Source organism: Trichococcus sp. K1Tr, assembly GCF_028309625.1.
In the GTDB taxonomy this organism is placed as follows: domain Bacteria; phylum Bacillota; class Bacilli; order Lactobacillales; family Aerococcaceae; genus Trichococcus.
In genome coordinates, this window is record NZ_JAQMHR010000004.1 from 103,402 (window position 1) to 122,104 (window position 18,703).

The window sequence follows — 18,703 nt, forward strand, 5'->3', positions numbered from 1 at the left end:
TTTTATAAATTCTTAAGCAGGTTGGCCATTTCGATGGCGGATACGGCACAATCGTAGCCTTTGTTGCCCGCTTTCGTGCCGGCGCGCTCAATGGCTTGTTCAATCGTGTCGGTCGTCAGGACGCCGAAGATGACTGGAACACCCGTACTCATGGAGGCAGTCGCTACGCCTTTAGATACCTCGGAACAGACGTAATCGAAATGCGCCGTTGCGCCCTTGATGACGGCGCCCAAAGTGATGACAGCATCATATTTTCCGGAAGCCGCCATTTTTTGCGCTACCAATGGGATTTCGTATGCGCCCGGTACCCATGCCAAGTCGATGGCATCTTCAGCCACGCCATGGCGTTTCAGACCGTCCAAAGCACCGCCCACCAATTTCGAGCCGATGAATTCGTTGAATCGTGCTACCACGATCGCGATTTTTAAATCCTGTGCAATTAATTGTCCTTCGATGATGTTCATTTTGTTTTCCTCCTGTTTGGTTGTTTTTTTTATAAATCCAAGTAATGCCCCATCTTTTGTTTCTTTGTTTCCATATAACGCTGTGTTTCGCCGAAAATCTCCAGTTGGATCGGAATCCGCTCGGTGATCTTCACACCGTGCTTTTTGAATCCTTCTATCTTAAGCGGGTTGTTCGTCAGCAGCTGGATTTCTTTCACGCCCAAGTCCTGCAGCATTTCGTCGGCCATGTAGTATTCGCGCAAATCGCTGGGGAATCCCAACATCAGGTTGGCGTCGACCGTATCATAGCCTTGGTCCTGCAAGGCATAAGCATGGATTTTGTTGACGAGGCCGATGCCGCGTCCTTCCTGGCGCAAGTAGACCAAGACCCCGCGCCCTGCCTCGGCGATCTGCTTCATGGCCGCGTCCAATTGTTGGCCGCAGTCGCAGCGTTTCGATCCGAAGACATCGCCGGTCAAGCATTCGGAATGGATGCGCACCAGAACGGGTTCTTCTGTCGTGACATCTCCCATGACCAAGGCAACGTGATGCTCATCCGCGTCGATTTTGCTCACGTAAGTGTAGATGTCGAACTCACCGTATTTAGTGGGCAGTTTTGCCTGACCTTCGCGCTTGTAAAGCTGTTCATTCTCCTTGCGGTAGGCGATCAGGTCGGCGATCGTGCCGATCTTCAGGTCATGCTCTTTGGCGAAAGTGATCAGTTCGTCTGTGCGCATCATCGTGCCGTCATCGGCCATGATTTCGCAGCAGAGTCCTGCCGGCTTCAAACCGGCCAAACGCGCCAAATCGACGGTGGCTTCGGTGTGGCCGTTGCGCGCGAGTACGCCGTTGTCCACTGCCTTCAGCGGGAAAATGTGGCCGGGTCGGCGGAAATCCTCGGGCTGTGCGTCATCCTCCACTGCCTTCAAGACGGTCAAAGAGCGTTCGAAAGCTGAGATGCCGGTGGTTGTCTCGACATGGTCGATGGCGACGGTGAAGGCTGTCCCGTGATTATCGGTGTTGCGGTCCACCATCGGAGTCAGCACCAGTTTTTCGGTGAGTGTCCGATCCATCGGCATGCAGATCAAGCCTTTCGCGTAGATGGCCATGAAATTGATGTTTTCCGGAGTCGCGAATTCCGCTGCGCAGATCAGATCGCCTTCATTTTCGCGGTCCTCATCATCGACCAGCACAATGATTTTGCCGGCTTTGATGTCCGCGATGATTTCTTCAGATGTATTGAACATGTATGTTTCCCTCCTTATTTCTTTCAGAAAAAGCCGTTCTCTTGCAAGAAAGCTTCAGATAGGTTGCTTTGTTTTGTTTGTGTTTTAGGGCTCAGGCCCAGCAGTTTTTCCACGTATTTGCCGATGATGTCGCACTCCAGATTGACCGTATCGCCCAACTTCTTCTCAAGCAGGATCGTCTCTGCTCCGGTGTGGGGAATGATGGATACCTGGAACGATTGGCTGTCGACTGTAGCGACCGTCAGGCTGACGCCGTCGATGGCGATCGAGCCTTTTTCGATGATGTAGCGGAGCAGCTCGGGGCCGGCTGAGATGGTGATCCAGACAGCATTATCGTCCTTGCGGTATTCCTTGATCGATCCGGTGCCGTCGATGTGCCCGCTGACGATGTGCCCGCCCAGGCGGGTATCGAGCTGCAGTGCCCGTTCCAGATTGACGCGGCCGCCCATCTGCAGGGCGCCAAGGTTTGAGCGCTGCAGCGTTTCCGGCATGACGTCCGCATCGAAGGAATCCTTATGGAGCTTCGTGACCGTCAGGCAGACGCCGTTGGTGGAAATGCTGTCGCCGATTTTTGTCCCGATGAGCACTTTTTTTCCGCCGACAGTCACGACGGAAGATTTTTGGCCATGGCGGATACCTTTCAAGGTGCCGACTTCTTCGATGATTCCAGTAAACATGAATTTCCTCCCACTTTCCTCTATTATTCGTTCTTGGAAATGTAGCCTTCCAAGAGGATGTCTTCCCCGACGGTGCTGGCCTTCAGTTCGATCACGCTGAAAGCTTGGCTCAGCTTCTCGATGCCATCTCCGCCGACTGGTGTTTTTGCCGTTTCTCCCCCAATCAGTTTTGGGGCGATGTATACCTGCACCTTATCAACGATGCCTGCCTGCAGTGCGGAAAAGTTCAGGGTTGCGCCGCCTTCCAGGAGGATGCTGTCGATGCCGCGTTCCCCGAGGGCTCCCATCAGCACCTTCAGGTCGGTCCGGCCGTCCTTGGCGGGTACGGTCACAACCTCGATGCCGGCTTCTTCGAGCAAGGCTGCCTTGCTGCGGTCCGCCCGTTCTGTCGTTGCGATGATAGTCTTGGCCGTGTCCTGATTTTGGAGCACTTTTGCTTCCAGCGGGATGCACAAGGTGCTGTCGACAATGATCCGCACCGGATTTTTTCCTCCCGGAATGCGGGAAGTCAATTGCGGATCATCCATGATGACTGTCTGGACACCAACCATGATGCCGGTGAGGGCGCTGCGCAGTTGATGCACGCGTTCCCTTGCAGCAGGGCCGGTGATCCATTGCGATTCGCCGGTCCGGGTCGCGATTTTCCCGTCCAAAGACATCGCTGCTTTCATGATGACGAAGGGCTCTTTTTTTACTATGTATTTCATGAATATTTCATTCAAACGGCTGCTTTCTTCGGCCAGGACGCCTGTCACCACTTCGATGCCGGCATCCTGCAGTTTCTTGACGCCGCGTCCGGAAACCAACGGATTCGGATCCAAAGCCGCGATGACGACCCGCCCAATCTTCTTTTCGATGATCTTGTCAGAGCAGGGCGGCGTTTTTCCGTAATGGGAGCAGGGTTCCAAAGTCACGTAGATGGTCGCGCCCGCCACATCTTCCGTTGCCAAGCGGAACGCGTTCACTTCAGCATGGCCTTCGCCGATTTTTTCATGGTAGCCGGATCCAATGATGCGTCCGTCCTTGACGATGATGGCGCCGACCATCGGATTTGGTGCTACGGCCCCGCGACCTTTCTCGGCAAGTTCCAGAGCCATTTGCATAAAGTGTGTATCTTTATCTTGCATCTTTTCGTGCCTCCCTTTTCCAAAATAAAGAGCCCTGAACAGTTCTGCTTCAGGGCTCGACAAAGGAAGGCCAGCTAAATAAAGCCAAAAAATCCCTGGGTATAGACTACACCCAGGGATTGACGTTCCGATTCATGAACGGATGGCGCGAAAACGTTTTTTGTATGACAAATAAACGCAGCGTGCCATTCGATAAATGGTTTTTGTCTTCTTTCATCCAGACTCTGACTGTCGGCTTCGGAATTTAACCGAATCTGCCTTAACGGCTCGTGGGCTTTACCACCGGTAGGGATTTTCACCCGTCCCTGAAGACTATTCAATTAAGCTGTCTCTAGGATAATCCCAATCCGTGATAATGTCAAATACAATTTTTAACAAACAAATGTTCAGCGGCGGACGGGTTGCCGAAGCGACAAAGGCCAGTATTTTGCGCAAGGAACCAAGCTGTATTCTATGTATAGGATTAAAATAAAGTTTGTAATTCATTAGAATTGGGTATAAAATGAGTCCAATAATAGTTGCATCATGACTCGGAAATGATCGTTCGCAAGAACGACAGTGAGAATACAATTAAAAGGGGATGGCAGAATTTGGAACAAGTATTTCAAGGAAGAAGCTTATTGGCAGAAAAAGATTTCACTCGGGAAGAATTGGAGTATCTGATTGATTTTTCGGCGCATCTGAAGGATATGAAGAAACGAAATATTCCGCACCGTTATCTGGAAGGCAAAAACATCTGCCTTTTGTTCGAAAAAGCATCCACCCGTACCAGAGCCGCTTTTACAGTAGCTGCCATCGATCTTGGGGCGCATCCTGAATACCTGGGGAAAAATGATATCCAATTGGGCAAAAAGGAATCCGTTGAAGACACCGCTAAAGTGCTCGGCAGCATGTTCGACGGCATCGAATTCCGCGGATTCAGCCAAAAAACCGTCGAAGATTTGGCGAAATATGCTGGCGTACCGGTATGGAATGGCTTGACCGATGACTGGCATCCGACTCAAATGATCGCCGATTTCCTGACGGTCAAAGAGCATTTCGGCAAGCTGGCCGGACTTAAGTTGGTCTATGTCGGAGATGGACGCAACAATGTCGCCAACAGCCTCTTGGTTACCGGCGCTATCCTTGGTGTGCACGTCACGATCTGCGCGCCGGAATCGCTGTTCCCGACCGAAGAATTGGTTGAGATGGCACAGAAATTCGCTGAAAAGAGCGGCAGCAAAATCGAAATCACAGCCGATGTGGCCAAAGGCGTAAAAGCGGCTGATGTCCTTTACACCGATGTATGGGTATCGATGGGCGAAGAGGATAAGTTCGAGGAGCGTATCGAATTGTTGACGCCTTATCAGATCAATATGGAGATGATTGAAAAGACCGGCAATGATGATGTGATCATGCTGCACTGCCTGCCGGCTTTCCATGATACAAAAACGCAATATGGCCAGGAAATCGCGGAAACATTCGGTATGCGTGAGATGGAAGTGACCGATGGCGCCTTCCGCAGCAAGCACGGTCTTCAGTTTGAACAGGCCGAAAATCGCATGCATTCCATCAAGGCGATCATGGCTGCGACCTTAGGAAATTTATTTATTCCAAAAGTTTGATTGACAAAGTGAAAAACAGATGATAAATTTAATGCAAATGTCAAACAACATCTAACACAAACAAAAACTTTGACAAGAAGAGTAATCCATTTGCACAGTGAAGCGAACCTTGGAGGGTGAAAGCAAGGTCAACCGCGATGGATGAAAAGGAACTTTGAGTTGATAAGCTGAATGTGAACCATAAAGTTTAATCCGGTTGCCCCGTTATCGCAAAAGTAGCAATACTTGAGTCCAGCCTGCGCGCATGCTGGAAAATAAGGGTGGCACCACGAACTTTCGTCCCTATACTGAATCTATTTGATTTGGTATAGGCACGGAAGTTTTTTTGTATATATGCAAGTATTTGTAAGACGGGCTCGGCCTGTTTTACAACAAATAAAAAAAGGGGGATGGGAAGTATGATTCATGTCAGTATCATTGGAGCAACAGGTTACACGGGGGTGGAATTAGTCCGATTATTGGGATTGCGCGAGGATGTGGTCTTGGATCATCTGACCTCCCGCACGTACGCGGGTCAAAAGATCCAGCATCTTTTTCCGCACTTGTTGGGTAATGTCGATCACACCTGCGAAGAATTGGATCTGGAACAGGTGACGACCGACAGCGATGTGATCTTTGTGGCCCTGCCGCATGGACACGCGTTGCCGATAGCCAAAAAAGCCAAAGAAAAAGGCAAAAAGGTCATCGATCTTGGGGCCGATTTCCGGTTGAAGGATGCAGCGGTTTACGAAGAATGGTACAAAGTCCCGCACACCGAGCCTGAACTTTTGGAGGAAGCCGTATACGGTCTGCCTGAATGGGACCGCGAGGCGATCAAGGATGCAACAGTCATCGCGAATCCGGGGTGCTTTGTTACCAGCATCCTCTTGGGCTTGATGCCGCTGATGAAAAAAGGCTGGGTCGTGCCGAACAGCATCGTTTGCGATTCCAAATCCGGTACATCCGGAGCAGGCCGCGCTGGTAACGTAGCGAACCTCTTCACTGAGGTGGAAAGCAGCTTCAAAGCTTATGGGGTAGCGCATCACCGCCACACACCGGAAATCGAGCAGCTGTTGACGCAGATGGCCGGCACGGATACGATGATCCAATTTACGCCGCATCTGGTGCCGATGAGCCGAGGCATCCTCAGCACCATCTATGCGACGGTCACTGGGGGACATACAGCGGACGAAATCCAGGCCCTTTTTGAGGAAGCTTACGCAGATGAACCGTTTGTGCAGGTTCTGCCTGTGGGCATGTGGCCGATGACGAAATCGGTAAAAGGCACAAATAACTGCCAATTGGGTGTCACCTACGACGAACGCACAGGCCGGGTCATCATCGTGTCGGTCATCGACAACTTGATGAAGGGTGCTGCCGGCCAAGCCGTGCAAAACATGAACCTGATGTTCGGACTTGCCGAAACGACAGGATTACAGATGATAGGGCTTTTCCCGTAATAACGGAAGACTGAAGGAGGAAACGGACGAAATGATAAAGAAATTACATAAAAGCGGTGTGACTGCCGCTGCAGGTGTGCAAGCCGCAGGGATCCACGCGGGTTTCAAGAAACGCAAAAAGGACATGGCACTGCTGTATTTCCCTGATGGGGCGACAGTTGCGGGCGTCTTTACCAAAAATAAAGTCAAAGCGGCTCCGGTCCAGTATGATCAACAGGCCCTGCAGCAAAATGACCGCTTCAAGGCGATCCTGATCAACAGCGGCAACGCGAACGCTTGTACAGGCAAACAAGGCAAAGCCGATGTGGAAGAGACCGTGAAACTCCTTTCGACAGAACTGAATATCCAACCGGAAGAGGTGTTGGTGTCTTCGACAGGCGTCATCGGAATGTTCATGAACATGGAGACAATGAAAAAAGGGGTCAAGGCAATCACACCGGAAGTTTCCGAATTTGGCGGCGCTGCAGCCAGCAAGGCGATCATGACGACGGATACGGTTCCGAAAGAAGTCAGCTTCACCTTTGAAATCGCCGGCAAGACGGCTACCATCGGCGGCATGGTCAAGGGATCCGGGATGATCCATCCGAACCTTGGCACGATGCTGGGCTACATCACAACCGATGTCGCAATCAGCCAAACAGCTTTACATGCGATGTTACTGAAAGCCGCTGATGCGACCTTCAACCACGCTACCATCGACGGGGACACGAGCACGAACGATTCCGTCTTTGTCGCTGCTACCGGCAAACTCGACAATCCGCTGATCGCTTCTGCTGACGATGCAGGCTATGCCGAAGTGGAAGCGGCTGTCCTGACCATCTGCTCCCAATTGGCGCAGCTGTTGGTCAAGGACGGCGAAGGGGCGACAAAATTTGTCGAGGTCCTGGTTTCTGGCGCAAAAACAATGGCTGATGCGGTTTCAATCGGCAAATCGGTCGCGACTTCCAGTCTCGTGAAAACGGCGATGTTCGGCGAGGATGCCAACTGGGGCCGGGTCATCACGGCAGCCGGTTATGCGGAAACGGAATACTTCGATGCCGACGTGATCGACATCGCCTTCTCAAGCAAGAATGGCGAAATCAAGCTTTGCGAAGCGGGGATGGGTGTCGTCTTCGATGAAGAACTTGCGAAAAAAATACTGAAAGCAGATGAAATCAATATTTTGATCGACCTGCATCTGGGAACAGAAGCCGCCAGTACGTGGACATGCGACTTCTCTTACGACTATGTGAAAATAAATGCGGATTACAGGAGCTGAGAGCGGGATGAAGATGAACAAGAGCAATTGTGAAAAAGCCGAAATGCTTGTCGAAGTACTGCCTTACGTCAACCGTTTCCGCGATAAGATCATCGTCATCAAATACGGCGGCAATGCCATGATCAATGAAGAACTGAAAAAAGCCGTTATGCAGGATTTGTTGTTGATGAAATCGGTGGGCATGCACCCTATCCTCGTCCATGGCGGCGGGCCGGCCATCAACGATATGCTCAAAAAGCTGAAGGTCGAGAGCCACTTCGAACAGGGGCTGCGTGTGACAGACAAAGAGACGATGGAAATCGTCGAAATGGTGTTGGCGGGCAAAGTCAACAAGGATATCGTCGGCACTCTGAACCAGCTCGGCGGCAAAGGCATCGGCTTGTCAGGGAAGGACGGCAATCTGATACTGGCGCGCAAAAAATATCTGGAAAAGAACGGCGAAAAAATCGACATCGGCTATGTGGGCGAAGTGGAAGAAGTAAACAAGGAAATGCTGGATTCACTCATCTACAGCGGCTATATCCCGATCATTTCCTCCATCGGGATGGGCAAGGATGGTATGAGCTACAATATCAACGCCGATTATGTAGCCGGCGCTATAGCGAAAGCCGTTCAAGCAAACAAATTCATCCTGCTGACCGATGTGGAAGGGATTTTCCGCGATTACCATGATAAGGATTCCCTCATCTCGCGGATCACGCTCGAAGAGATCGAAGCATTGGAAGCGGATGGCGTCATCTCAGGCGGAATGGTGCCGAAGGTTGACTGCTGCATCGACGCATTGCGAGGCGGTGTGGACGGAGCGCACATCATCGATGGCCGTTTGCGCCACTCGATTTTGTTGGAAGTGTTTTTCGACGAAGGGATCGGCACGATGATCGATCGTGAGAAGGAAGGGGTACTGGAATAATGAATGAAGAGATAAAAACAAAAGGGCAAGCCTACTTGATGAATACTTTCAACCGCGGAGCCATCTGTATGGTCGAAGGACAAGGCAGCTACCTGAAGGATGCGGACGGCAAGCAATATTTGGATTTCCTGGCAGGCATCGCCGTGAACGCGTTAGGACATAATCATCCGAAAGTGACGGCTGCGATAGCGGAACAGGCGGCTAAACTGGTCCACTGCTCGAACTTTTATTGGATCGAGCCGCAAGTGCAGTTGGCGGAAAAACTGATCACGAATTCCGTTTTGGATAAGGTCTTTTTCGGCAACAGCGGCGCGGAAGCGAATGAAGGGGCCATCAAATTGGCGCGCAAATACGGACGCGAAGTCCACGGCGAAGGCTGTTACGAAATCATCACTGCGGATAATTCCTTCCACGGCCGTACGATGGCGACGTTGACGGCGACCGGACAAAAGCAATTCCATAAAGATTACGATCCGTTCCTGGAAGGTTTCCACTACGTTCCTTTCAATGACTTTGAGGCTTTGGCTGCCAAAGTTACGGAAAAGACATGCGCGATCCTTTTGGAGCCGATCCAAGGCGAAGGCGGCGTCTACGTGGGCGATCAAGCCTACCTGGAGCAAGTGCGTGCGCTCTGTGATGAAAAAGATATCCTGTTGATCTTTGATGAAGTCCAAACTGGGATGGGCCGCACCGGCAAGCTGTTCGCCTACGAAGTCTACGGCGTGGAACCGGATGTCATGACTTTGGCGAAGGCTTTGGGCAATGGCGTTCCGATCGGCGCGTTGTTGGCGAAGGATTTTGTCGCTTCCCACTTCAAACCGGGTGATCATGGTTCGACTTTCGGCGGCAATCCGCTGGTCTGTGCGGCAGCTTTCGCAACCATTCAAGCGATCGAAGACGAGAATATCCTGGCGAATGTAAATGAGATGGGCAGCTATTTCGAAGAGAAATTAGTGGCATTCAAGGAAAAATATGACTTTATCCTCGATGTGCGCGGCAAAGGCTTGCTGCTCGGGATGGAACTGGCGATGAAGGGAGCCGACATCGTCGCGAAGTGCATGGAAAAAGGCGTCATCATCAACTGCACGCATGATACGGTATTGCGTTTCCTTCCGCCGCTGAATGTCACGAGCACGGAAATCGACAAGGCTGTTGCAGTGATGGATGAAGTTTTTCAAACAATTGAAGCATAGAGAAAGGACGGCAAAGCATGCCTAAACGCACAGATATCAAGACGATCCTCGTGATCGGCTCGGGACCTATCATCATCGGCCAAGCCGCAGAATTTGACTATGCCGGTACGCAAGCATGCTTGGCCTTAAGGGAAGAAGGATACAAAGTCATCCTGGTCAACTCCAACCCAGCCACAATCATGACTGACGTTGAGATCGCTGATAAAGTCTATATGGAGCCACTGACGCTGGAGTTCATCGCGAACATCATCCGCAAAGAGCGCCCGGATGCCCTCTTGCCGACATTGGGCGGCCAAACTGGTCTGAATATGGCGGTGGAACTGGATGAAGCCGGCATTCTGGAGGAGTACAAGGTCGAGTTGCTTGGCACGAAACTGACTTCCATCCAACAAGCGGAAGACCGCGATCTGTTCCGCCAATTGATGGCGGAATTGAATCAGCCGGTTCCGGAAAGCGACATCGTCCATACTGTAGACGAAGCGCTTCGCTTCGCGGCGGAAATCGGATATCCTCTGATTGTCCGTCCCGCCTTCACAATGGGCGGCACCGGTGGCGGCATCTGCCACAATGAAGCTGACCTGCGCGAAATCGTGGCGAACGGTTTGCGCTACTCACCCGTGACGCAATGCCTGTTGGAGAAATCGATCGCCGGCTTCAAGGAAATCGAGTACGAAGTGATGCGCGACAGCAACGACAATGCGATCGTCGTCTGCAATATGGAAAACATCGATCCGGTCGGCGTCCACACGGGCGATTCCATCGTCGTGGCGCCTTCCCAAACCTTATCCGATAAAGAGTACCACATGCTGCGTGATGTCTCCCTGCAGATCATCCGCGCCCTGAAAATCGAAGGCGGCTGCAATGTCCAGTTGGCATTGGATCCTTACTCGTTCGACTACTACATCATCGAAGTGAACCCGCGCGTCAGCCGTTCTTCGGCTTTGGCGAGTAAAGCGACCGGTTACCCGATCGCGAAGATGGCGGCGAAGATCGCTGTCGGCTTGACTTTGGATGAAATGAAGAACCCGGTAACCGGCACATCCTATGCGGCTTTCGAGCCGGCTTTGGATTACATCGTATCCAAAATCCCGCGTTTCCCGTTCGATAAATTCGAAAAGGGCGACCGCACCCTCGGCACACAGATGAAAGCGACAGGCGAAGTCATGGCCATGGGCCATACGTTCGAGGAATCGATGCTGAAAGCCGTCCGTTCTTTGGAATACGGCGTCAACCATCTGGCATTGCCGAAAGACCAAGGCCAGACCGTGACGATGGAAGAAATCGAACAGAACATCCGTGTCGCTTGCGACGAACGTCTTTTCTATCTGGGAGAAGCATTGCGCCGCGGCGTGACACCGGAAACAATCCATGAATGGAGCGAAATCGACTACTTCTTCCTGTACAAATTCAAGCACATCATCGACTTGGAGAAGGAAGTGGCAGCAGCCGAACCGAAAGACCTGGAAATCCTGCGCGAAGCGAAGAAATACGGCTTCAGCGACGAAATCATCGCGGAATTGTGGGGCATGGCTTCGGAAGACATTTATGCGTTGCGCAAAGCCAACGGTATCGTCCCTGTCTTCAAGATGGTGGATACGTGTGCGGGCGAATTCGAATCCTTCACACCGTACTTCTACAGCACGTATGAGATGGAACAAGAATCCTTCCCGAGCGACCGCGAAAAAGTCATCGTCTTAGGTTCCGGTCCGATCCGCATCGGCCAAGGGGTCGAGTTCGACTACGCGACTGTGCATGCAGTCTGGGCAATCCAGGAAGCCGGCTATGAAGCGATCGTCGTCAACAACAACCCGGAAACCGTTTCGACAGACTTCTCGATCTCCGACAAGCTGTATTTCGAACCCTTGACCGAAGAAGACGTGATGGCCATCATCGACCTGGAACAACCGCTGGGCGTCGTTGTGCAGTTCGGTGGCCAAACGGCCATCAACCTGGCCGACAAATTGGTGAAACACGGCGTCAAGATCCTGGGCACGAGCCTGGAAGATCTGGACCGCGCCGAAGACCGCAAACTGTTCGAACAGTTATTGCGCGACTTGGATATCCCGCAAGCACCCGGCAAAACAGCCGTGACCGTTGAAGAAGCGGTCGCAGTTGCCGACGAAATCGGCTATCCGGTCTTGGTGCGTCCGTCCTACGTATTGGGCGGCCGGGCGATGCAGATCGTCTACAACCAAGCCGACCTTGAGAAATACATGCGCGAAGCGGTCGTGGCCAGTCCTGAACGTCCGGTCCTGGTCGATCATTACCTGATCGGACAAGAGTTGGAAGTCGATGCGATCTGCGACGGCGAAACCGTCCTGATCCCGGGCATCATGGAACACATCGAACGCGCCGGCGTCCACTCGGGCGACTCGATCGCGGTTTACCCGCCGCAAAACCTTTCACCTGAACTGATCCAAACGATCGAAGACTATACGATCCGCGTGGCGCAAGGGTTGAACACCATCGGTTTGGTGAACATCCAGTTTGTCATCAGCGAAGGCGTCGTCTACATCATCGAAGTGAACCCGCGCGCGAGCCGGACGATCCCGTTCCTGAGCAAAGTGACCGGCATCCCGATGGCGAACTTGGCGATGCAAGGCATCCTGGGCATCAAACTGAAAGATCAAGGCTACCGGACCGGTCTGGTTCCGTCAAAATCCGGCGTATATGTGAAGATGCCGGTCTTCAGTTTCAACAAACTGAAGAAAGTCGACACCGTATTGGGCCCGGAAATGAAGTCCACAGGGGAGATCATCGGCAAGGATGTCGTCCTTTCCAAAGCGCTGTACAAAGCTTTCCGTGCCGCCAATATCGAGATTCCCGAGTACGGCACGGCTTTGCTGACGATTGCCGACAAGGATAAGCAGGAAATGCTGCCGCTGGCCAAACGCTTGGTTGCAGTCGGCTATCGACTGCTTGCAACAAAGGGCACGGGACAAGCTTTGCTGGATGCGCAAGTGCCTGTCACGATCCTCCAAAATGGCGAAGCGAAAAGGGAAAATATCCTGAAACGCATGCATGAGGGAGAAATCCAGTTCATCATCAATACCATGACCGAAGGCAAGACCGAGGAAACCGACGGCTATTTCATCCGCCGCGAAGCAGCGGACAACAATTTGCCGTGCCTGACCTCATTGGATACGGCTGGGGCGTTGCTGCAGGCGATGGAAATGATGCATTTCCAATTGCAGGCAGTCGGGACCGAACCAGCTTTTTAAACAAAATCATTTCAGCAAAGAAAAGGCCGCCGTATTATCCTGATCAGGATAATGCGGCGGTCTTTTGGATGGTTTCTATCGGAAAGTATTCACCAATGTCCCGATGCCTTCGATGGTGGATTCGATGACATCGCCTGGTTTCAGCCAGACTTGTTCCTCTTCGGGATAACCGAGGATGACCCCATCCGGTGTGCCGGTGAAGATGATGTCGCCGGGTTCCAAGGAAAAGTGTTGGGAAATGTAGGAAACGATCGTCGCGATGTCAAAAATAAGGTGCTTCGTGTTGCTGTTCTGGCGAACCTCGCCGTTCAATTTAAGGGAAATGGCCAGATTTGTCGGATCGACCTCATCGGCAGTCACGTAGACCGGTCCGAGCGGCGCAAATTTATCCGGGGACTTTCCTAATAACCATTGCGGCGAGCCTTTTTGCCAGTCACGCGCGGTTACGTCATTGCCGATTGTGTAGCCCGCGACATGGTCAAGAGCCTCTTCCGGGGAGACGCAATACGCTTTTTTGCCGATGACGGCCACCAGTTCGACTTCGTAATCGACCTTGCTGGTGTTCACCGGAATCGGAATGCCTTCTTTATGGGCAGCCAAAGCGCTCGTGAATTTGCTGAAGACAAGCGGCTTTTTCGGGGCTTCACTTTTCGTTTCCGCGACATGGGCGGCATAGTTCTTGCCGATGCAGAGGATTTTGCCGGGACGGGAGAGGATGGGCAGGAAAGTGACTTCATCCAGTGATACATAGTAGGCTGGATCCGTCAGCGTGTCCGCTTGGGCCAGAATGGCGTCCAGTTGGGCAGCTTGCTCCGGATCCTTCAACACATCGTCTATATAGGAAGGAAAAGGCAGCGATAAAGCCGCAGCCGCTTTTGCGGCGTTCAGGAAACCGCGCTCCGTCTTGATGCCGATGCGGCTTTGGCCGTCTTCTGAGAAATGAATCAATTGCATTGGGAAAACCTCCTTGATATTGGATTGAAACTTGCTTATATCCAGTGTAGCAATTATTCCCAAAAAACGATAGATTTAATGCGAAATCTGCAACAATTTTCGTGTTTCGGGAAAGAACACTGAAAAATATGATTAGAGAGCGGTTACTGTTTTCCGTTTTCCAAAAAAACAGTAGGTATTCCCTTTATATGTGATAGAATAGGAACAGAAATTTTTTAATTGGATTTTCATATTGGCGTAAAATGGTATAATGGACTCAACAAAAAATTAAAGAAGCAGGGGCGAAAAAAGATGAGAGCAATCATGACCGTAACAGGTAAAGACCATACCGGAATCGTAGCGAGCGTATCGGTGGAATTGGCGCGTCTGGGCGTAAATATCTTGGATATCTCACAGACCATCATGGAGGAATACTTCACCATGATTTTGATGGTCGAATTGAATGAAGCAAATAATTCAGTCAGAGAAGTAAAAGAAGCGATGAAAAAAGTTGAAGAAGAACAAGGCTTGGTCATCCGTTTACAGGCAGAAGACACATTCCATGCAATGCATCGGATCTAGGGGGACATTTGAATGTTAAGAACTGACAATATCTTGGACACCATCCGAATGTTCGAAGAGGACAATCTGGATATCCGTACCATCACCATGGGGATTTCTTTATTGGACTGCATCGACAGCGATGGCGAAAAAGCTCGTGAAAGAATATACAAAAAAATCACCACCAAAGCGAAGAACCTGGTCAGCGTAGCGCAGGAAATCGAAGATACGTACGGCGTTCCGATCACGAACAAACGGATTTCGGTGACACCGATCGCCTTGATTGCCGGCGCAAGCGATGACACGGACTATGTGGCATACGCAAAAACGTTGGATGCTGCGGCGAAGGAAGTCGGTGTCGACTTCATCGGCGGATTCTCTGCATTGGTCGAAAAAGGCTACAACAAAGGCGACAAAATCCTGATTGATTCGATTCCGGAAGCTCTGGCAGTGACGGATAAGGTCTGCAGTTCCGTCAATATCGGCTCCACAAAAGCCGGCATCAACATGGACGCTGTGAAATTGATGGGTGAAATCGTGCTTGCAACGGCTGAAAAAACGGCCGACAGAAACGGCTTCGGCTGCGCAAAATTGGTTGTTTTCGCAAACTCGGTAGGCGATAATCCGTTCATGGCGGGTGCTTATCATGGCGTTGAGGAAGCGGATTGTGAAATCCACGTCGGCATCTCCGGTCCTGGTGTCGTCAAACGTGCTTTGGAAAAAGTAAAAGGCGAACCGATGGACATCGTTGCCGATACAATCAAGAAAGCAGCCTTCCAGATTACCCGCATGGGTCAATTGGTCGGGAACATCGCTTCCCAAAAATTGGGCGTGCCCTTCGGTATTGTCGACTTGGCTTTGGCTCCGACACCTGCAGTCGGAGACTCGGTCGGGGAAATCCTTGAAGAATTTGGTTTGGGTGTAGTCGGTACGCACGGAACAGTCGCTGCTCTAGCTGTATTGAATGATGCAGTCAAAAAGGGTGGCGTAATGGCATGTAGTCACGTTGGTGGCTTGTCCGGCTCTTTCATCCCTGTATCTGAGGATCACCGCATGATTGATGCTGCGGCAGCAAACCAAATCAGTTTGGATATGTTGCTGGCGATGACTGCCATCTGCTCGGTTGGTTTGGATATGATCGCCATCCCTGGTGACACACCTGCAACAACGATTGCAGCGATGATTGCGGATGAAGCGGCCATCGGAGTCCAAAACAACAAAACGACAGCTGTCCGCGTGATTCCGGCAATCGGCTGTGGTGTGGGTGATTTCGTTGAATTCGGCGGCCTGCTTGGACGCGCTCCGGTAATGCCGGTCCACAAAGAAAGCTCGGCTGACTTCATCAACCGCGGCGGACGCAGCCCGGCACCGATCCACTCATTCAAAAACTAAATGCACTCAAAAAGTGGAGCTGTCCCGTCGCGGGGCAGCTCCACTTTTTTGATTCCCTAGGGCAGTTTGAGCGTTAGCTCCGGCGAGGGTGGGCTTCACCGGAGTTCGGCCAACATTTAGTCTGCGTCCTCCGGCGAGCAAGGCCTCGCAGGAGGACACCCTGATGGTCGTCTCCCTTCTCCGGGGAGCGGCATCCTGGCCGGAGCTGGTGCTCTATTCCACCTTCCACCGCCCTCCATCGACGCCGGACCGGAGCGGATGCCATCCACATGCTAAGACAACGAAGAAAGGCTGCCCCGCAAAAGGAGACAGCCTTTCATTATTGTTATGCCGTAATTTTTTTCTCGTAGTATTTATAGCCGATGAAGCAAACTGCGAAGCAGAACAGGATGAAAATCGGCACATAAGTCGGATTGGACACGATGCCGCCGATCAGAATGATGGCGGAGCCCATGATCGCGAATACCGGGGTGATCGAACCGAAGAAAGAGCTGGTGATGACACCTTCTTTTTTCATGCTGATGACTTTCAGATAAAGGATGACATAAGTCATATAACTGAAGACAATCGCGATTTCGCTGACATCTCCGCCACCGAGAATCCCGGATTTTTGGGTCAAATAGTGCAACAACATCCATACAAAGGATACCGCAAAGGCAATTTGTGCGGCTGCCGGAGACAGTTGGCTCTTCGGATCGATCCGTTTTACCTTAGAACTGTTCGGCAGCATGTTTTTTTCTGCCAGTGCTTGCGGCAAACGCAGGATACCCATGATTACGCCATTCGTTACGCCCAGGATAGCGATCAATACAAAGGAAAGAATGATGCTGCCGCCACGTTCGCCCAGCAAGGAAATGCCGATGGTTGTGGTGGCCTCATCGCCCACTGCCAAGATGTATTCGGAGCCGGCGATGGAGACCAAGCCGCTGAAATAGGTCAAATAGATGGCCAACACCACCAATGGCCCGATGGTCAACGCCAATGGCATCGTCCGTTTGGGGTTTTTTACTTCATGCGTGATGTTTGTCGCGATGGTCCAACCATCGTAGGAGAAGGCCATCGGCGCCAGTGCAGCCAACCAGCCCCAGCCCACGTTCGTGATCGGAACCGCCAATTCAGGAGGAACGATCGGAGCCGGTTCTTTCCAGAAAATGCCGACGATAGCGACGGCAATCAGCGGAATCAGTTTCATGATGGTGGCTAGATTTTGGAAATAGCCGCCCAATCTGAGCGAAAAATAATTCAATAAGAAGAAGAAGGCCATGTAGCCCGTCCCGATCAGTGTTTGTGTTTCCAATGTGTTCGGCAAGCCCAACAACATGCAGGTGTAAATGCCGGATACCCAGCTCACGACGACGATGATTGTCGGCAAGTAAACGAACAATTGGAACCAGCCGAACGCGCTCGCTGCTTTATCGGAGATGAACTCCTCGAAATAAGCGACGACGCCGCCGGTTCTTTCGGTCCGGTTAGCCAGTTGCGTCAAGGTGATGCTTCCGAAAATGATGCTGAATGCACCGATACAGAAAACCAAAATCCCTAATGCTACGTTTCCTCCGGTCGCTCCCAAAATGTCATCGGCTTTGAAAAAAATCCCTGATCCGACGCAGATGCCGACGATCATGGATACTGCAGTGAATAAGCCGTAATGTTTCTCTTCTTTCATAAATCCTCCCAATAGATGTATTTTTTCCAAAAAAAAAAGACGGACAGATCTTGATGACAGCTGCGTCCGCCAAAATAATCTGTATAAATCCGTCTGCTATTATACCATCAAAATGACGTCCGGCCTATAAAACTTGTAACATCAATGCGTCAAAGGTTCTACGTGGACATCTGTTTCGAAAACATTGAATGCCGTGCGCAAGCGCTCCTCGACTTCTTCCGTGATTTCATGGCTGCGCAGCACTGTCAGCTCCGCATCCAGCAGAATGGTCACATCAACATAGACATTTGCTCCATAGCTGCGTGCGGCGATGGTCGTCACTTGCTGGACATCAGGAATTTCGAGGATGGCCTGTCGGTATTCGGCCAAATAATTCGTTTCAAAACCATCGGACAGGGAGAAGGCGCTCTCGCGGAAAATATCGATTGCAGTCTTGATGATGACGATGCCCACGATGACGGCCATGACACCGTCCAACCAGTACAGCCCGAAAATGGAGCCGAAAATGGCGATCGCGGCGGCAAAGCTGGTCAAGGCATCACTCAGGTTGTCTTTGGCGGAAGCCGCCAAGCCGATGCTGTTGATGCGGTTTGCAAGTCGGTTGTTGAATATGTAGACACCAATCATGATAAACCCGGCAATCAAGGCGGTAACACCGGACAGCACATCTGGAGTGGTGAACTCTCCGCCTGTCAGTTTCGAAAAACTTGAGAAGAGCACCTGCAGGCCGACCAAAAGCATGATGAAGGAAGTGGCGAGGCTTGCTATCGTTTCCGCTTTCCAGTGGCCATAAGGGTGATCCTCATCAGCCGGACGGCGGGCGATTCGCAAGCCGATCATGACAGCGACGGTGGAAATGACATCCGTGAAATTGTTCAGTCCATCGGCACTCAGCGCGGCCGAGCCGAAGGCATTTCCGATGAAGAGTTTTGCGAAAGAGAGAGTGACATAGGCAACCATGCTGAGTCGTGCGCCCTGTTCCGCCAATTTTAAGTCCTTATATCTTTCGTTCATCGCGTCCTGCTCCATTTC

The 18,703-nt window shown here is 51.5% G+C and carries 15 protein-coding genes, 1 riboswitch and 1 other annotated feature; of the genes, 8 read left to right on the top strand and 7 right to left on the bottom strand.

What is annotated here, in order from left to right:
- Window positions 1-2: 2 nt before the first annotated feature.
- The 4 genes from ribH to ribD are packed head-to-tail and all read right to left on the bottom strand — an operon-like array spanning window position 3 to window position 3,494.
- Entirely contained in the window at window positions 3-464 is a 462-nt protein-coding gene (ribH, locus tag PH235_RS08870) for a 6,7-dimethyl-8-ribityllumazine synthase (protein WP_086942839.1), read from the bottom strand.
- A 29-nt stretch (window positions 465-493) separates the two neighbouring features.
- On the bottom strand, window positions 494-1,690 hold the full coding sequence (locus PH235_RS08875; protein ID WP_272162004.1) for a bifunctional 3,4-dihydroxy-2-butanone-4-phosphate synthase/GTP cyclohydrolase II: 1,197 nt from the start codon (window positions 1,688-1,690) through the stop codon (window positions 494-496).
- A 23-nt stretch (window positions 1,691-1,713) separates the two neighbouring features.
- A complete protein-coding gene (locus tag PH235_RS08880; protein WP_272162006.1) occupies window positions 1,714-2,367 on the bottom strand; it encodes a riboflavin synthase in 654 nt (217 codons plus the stop codon).
- Between the two features lie 23 nt (window positions 2,368-2,390).
- Window positions 2,391-3,494, bottom strand: coding sequence for a bifunctional diaminohydroxyphosphoribosylaminopyrimidine deaminase/5-amino-6-(5-phosphoribosylamino)uracil reductase RibD (gene ribD / locus PH235_RS08885; RefSeq protein ID WP_272162007.1), 1,104 nt, complete (start codon window positions 3,492-3,494; stop codon window positions 2,391-2,393).
- Window positions 3,495-3,695: 201 nt separating this feature from the next.
- Window positions 3,696-3,811: riboswitch (FMN riboswitch) on the bottom strand.
- A gap of 219 nt (window positions 3,812-4,030) precedes the next feature.
- On the opposite strand from ribD, the gene argF reads away from it, so the two are divergent.
- The 6 genes from argF (at window position 4,031) to carB (ending at window position 13,119) form a co-directional block, all read left to right on the top strand.
- Window positions 4,031-5,098: an ornithine carbamoyltransferase gene (argF, locus tag PH235_RS08890; protein WP_443080866.1), complete on the top strand. Its 1,068-nt coding sequence runs from the start codon at window positions 4,031-4,033 to the stop codon at window positions 5,096-5,098.
- A 60-nt stretch (window positions 5,099-5,158) separates the two neighbouring features.
- Window positions 5,159-5,385, top strand: a binding site (T-box leader).
- Window positions 5,386-5,496: 111 nt separating this feature from the next.
- Window positions 5,497-6,537: an N-acetyl-gamma-glutamyl-phosphate reductase gene (argC, locus tag PH235_RS08895; protein ID WP_272162010.1), complete on the top strand. Its 1,041-nt coding sequence runs from the start codon at window positions 5,497-5,499 to the stop codon at window positions 6,535-6,537.
- Between the two features lie 31 nt (window positions 6,538-6,568).
- Window positions 6,569-7,795, top strand: coding sequence for a bifunctional glutamate N-acetyltransferase/amino-acid acetyltransferase ArgJ (argJ, locus tag PH235_RS08900; RefSeq protein ID WP_272162011.1), 1,227 nt, complete (start codon window positions 6,569-6,571; stop codon window positions 7,793-7,795).
- A 7-nt stretch (window positions 7,796-7,802) separates the two neighbouring features.
- On the top strand, window positions 7,803-8,705 hold the full coding sequence (gene argB, locus PH235_RS08905; RefSeq protein WP_272162012.1) for an acetylglutamate kinase: 903 nt from the start codon (window positions 7,803-7,805) through the stop codon (window positions 8,703-8,705).
- Entirely contained in the window at window positions 8,705-9,898 is a 1,194-nt protein-coding gene (locus PH235_RS08910) for an acetylornithine transaminase (RefSeq protein ID WP_272162013.1), read from the top strand. Before argB ends, PH235_RS08910 begins: the two co-directional genes overlap by 1 nt.
- Before the next feature lie 17 nt (window positions 9,899-9,915).
- On the top strand, window positions 9,916-13,119 hold the full coding sequence (gene carB / locus PH235_RS08915) for a carbamoyl-phosphate synthase large subunit (protein ID WP_272162014.1): 3,204 nt from the start codon (window positions 9,916-9,918) through the stop codon (window positions 13,117-13,119).
- 75 nt (window positions 13,120-13,194) lie between these two features.
- Here the strand turns inward: carB and PH235_RS08920 are convergent, their stop codons facing one another.
- A complete protein-coding gene (locus PH235_RS08920; RefSeq protein WP_272162015.1) occupies window positions 13,195-14,073 on the bottom strand; it encodes a fumarylacetoacetate hydrolase family protein in 879 nt (292 codons plus the stop codon).
- Window positions 14,074-14,364: 291 nt separating this feature from the next.
- Here PH235_RS08920 and PH235_RS08925 point away from each other — a divergent pair, with 291 nt between their 5' ends.
- The gene (locus PH235_RS08925; protein ID WP_272162016.1) at window positions 14,365-14,634 is read left to right on the top strand and encodes an ACT domain-containing protein; all 270 of its coding nucleotides are present in this window, start codon (window positions 14,365-14,367) and stop codon (window positions 14,632-14,634) included.
- A 12-nt stretch (window positions 14,635-14,646) separates the two neighbouring features.
- Window positions 14,647-16,005: a PFL family protein gene (locus PH235_RS08930; protein ID WP_086628746.1), complete on the top strand. Its 1,359-nt coding sequence runs from the start codon at window positions 14,647-14,649 to the stop codon at window positions 16,003-16,005.
- 325 nt (window positions 16,006-16,330) lie between these two features.
- Here PH235_RS08930 and PH235_RS08935 read toward each other — a convergent pair whose 3' ends face one another.
- Both PH235_RS08935 and PH235_RS08940 read right to left on the bottom strand, forming a co-directional pair.
- Entirely contained in the window at window positions 16,331-17,671 is a 1,341-nt protein-coding gene (locus tag PH235_RS08935; protein ID WP_272162017.1) for an APC family permease, read from the bottom strand.
- A 141-nt stretch (window positions 17,672-17,812) separates the two neighbouring features.
- Entirely contained in the window at window positions 17,813-18,685 is an 873-nt protein-coding gene (locus PH235_RS08940) for a cation diffusion facilitator family transporter (protein WP_272162018.1), read from the bottom strand.
- Window positions 18,686-18,703 lie beyond the last annotated feature (18 nt).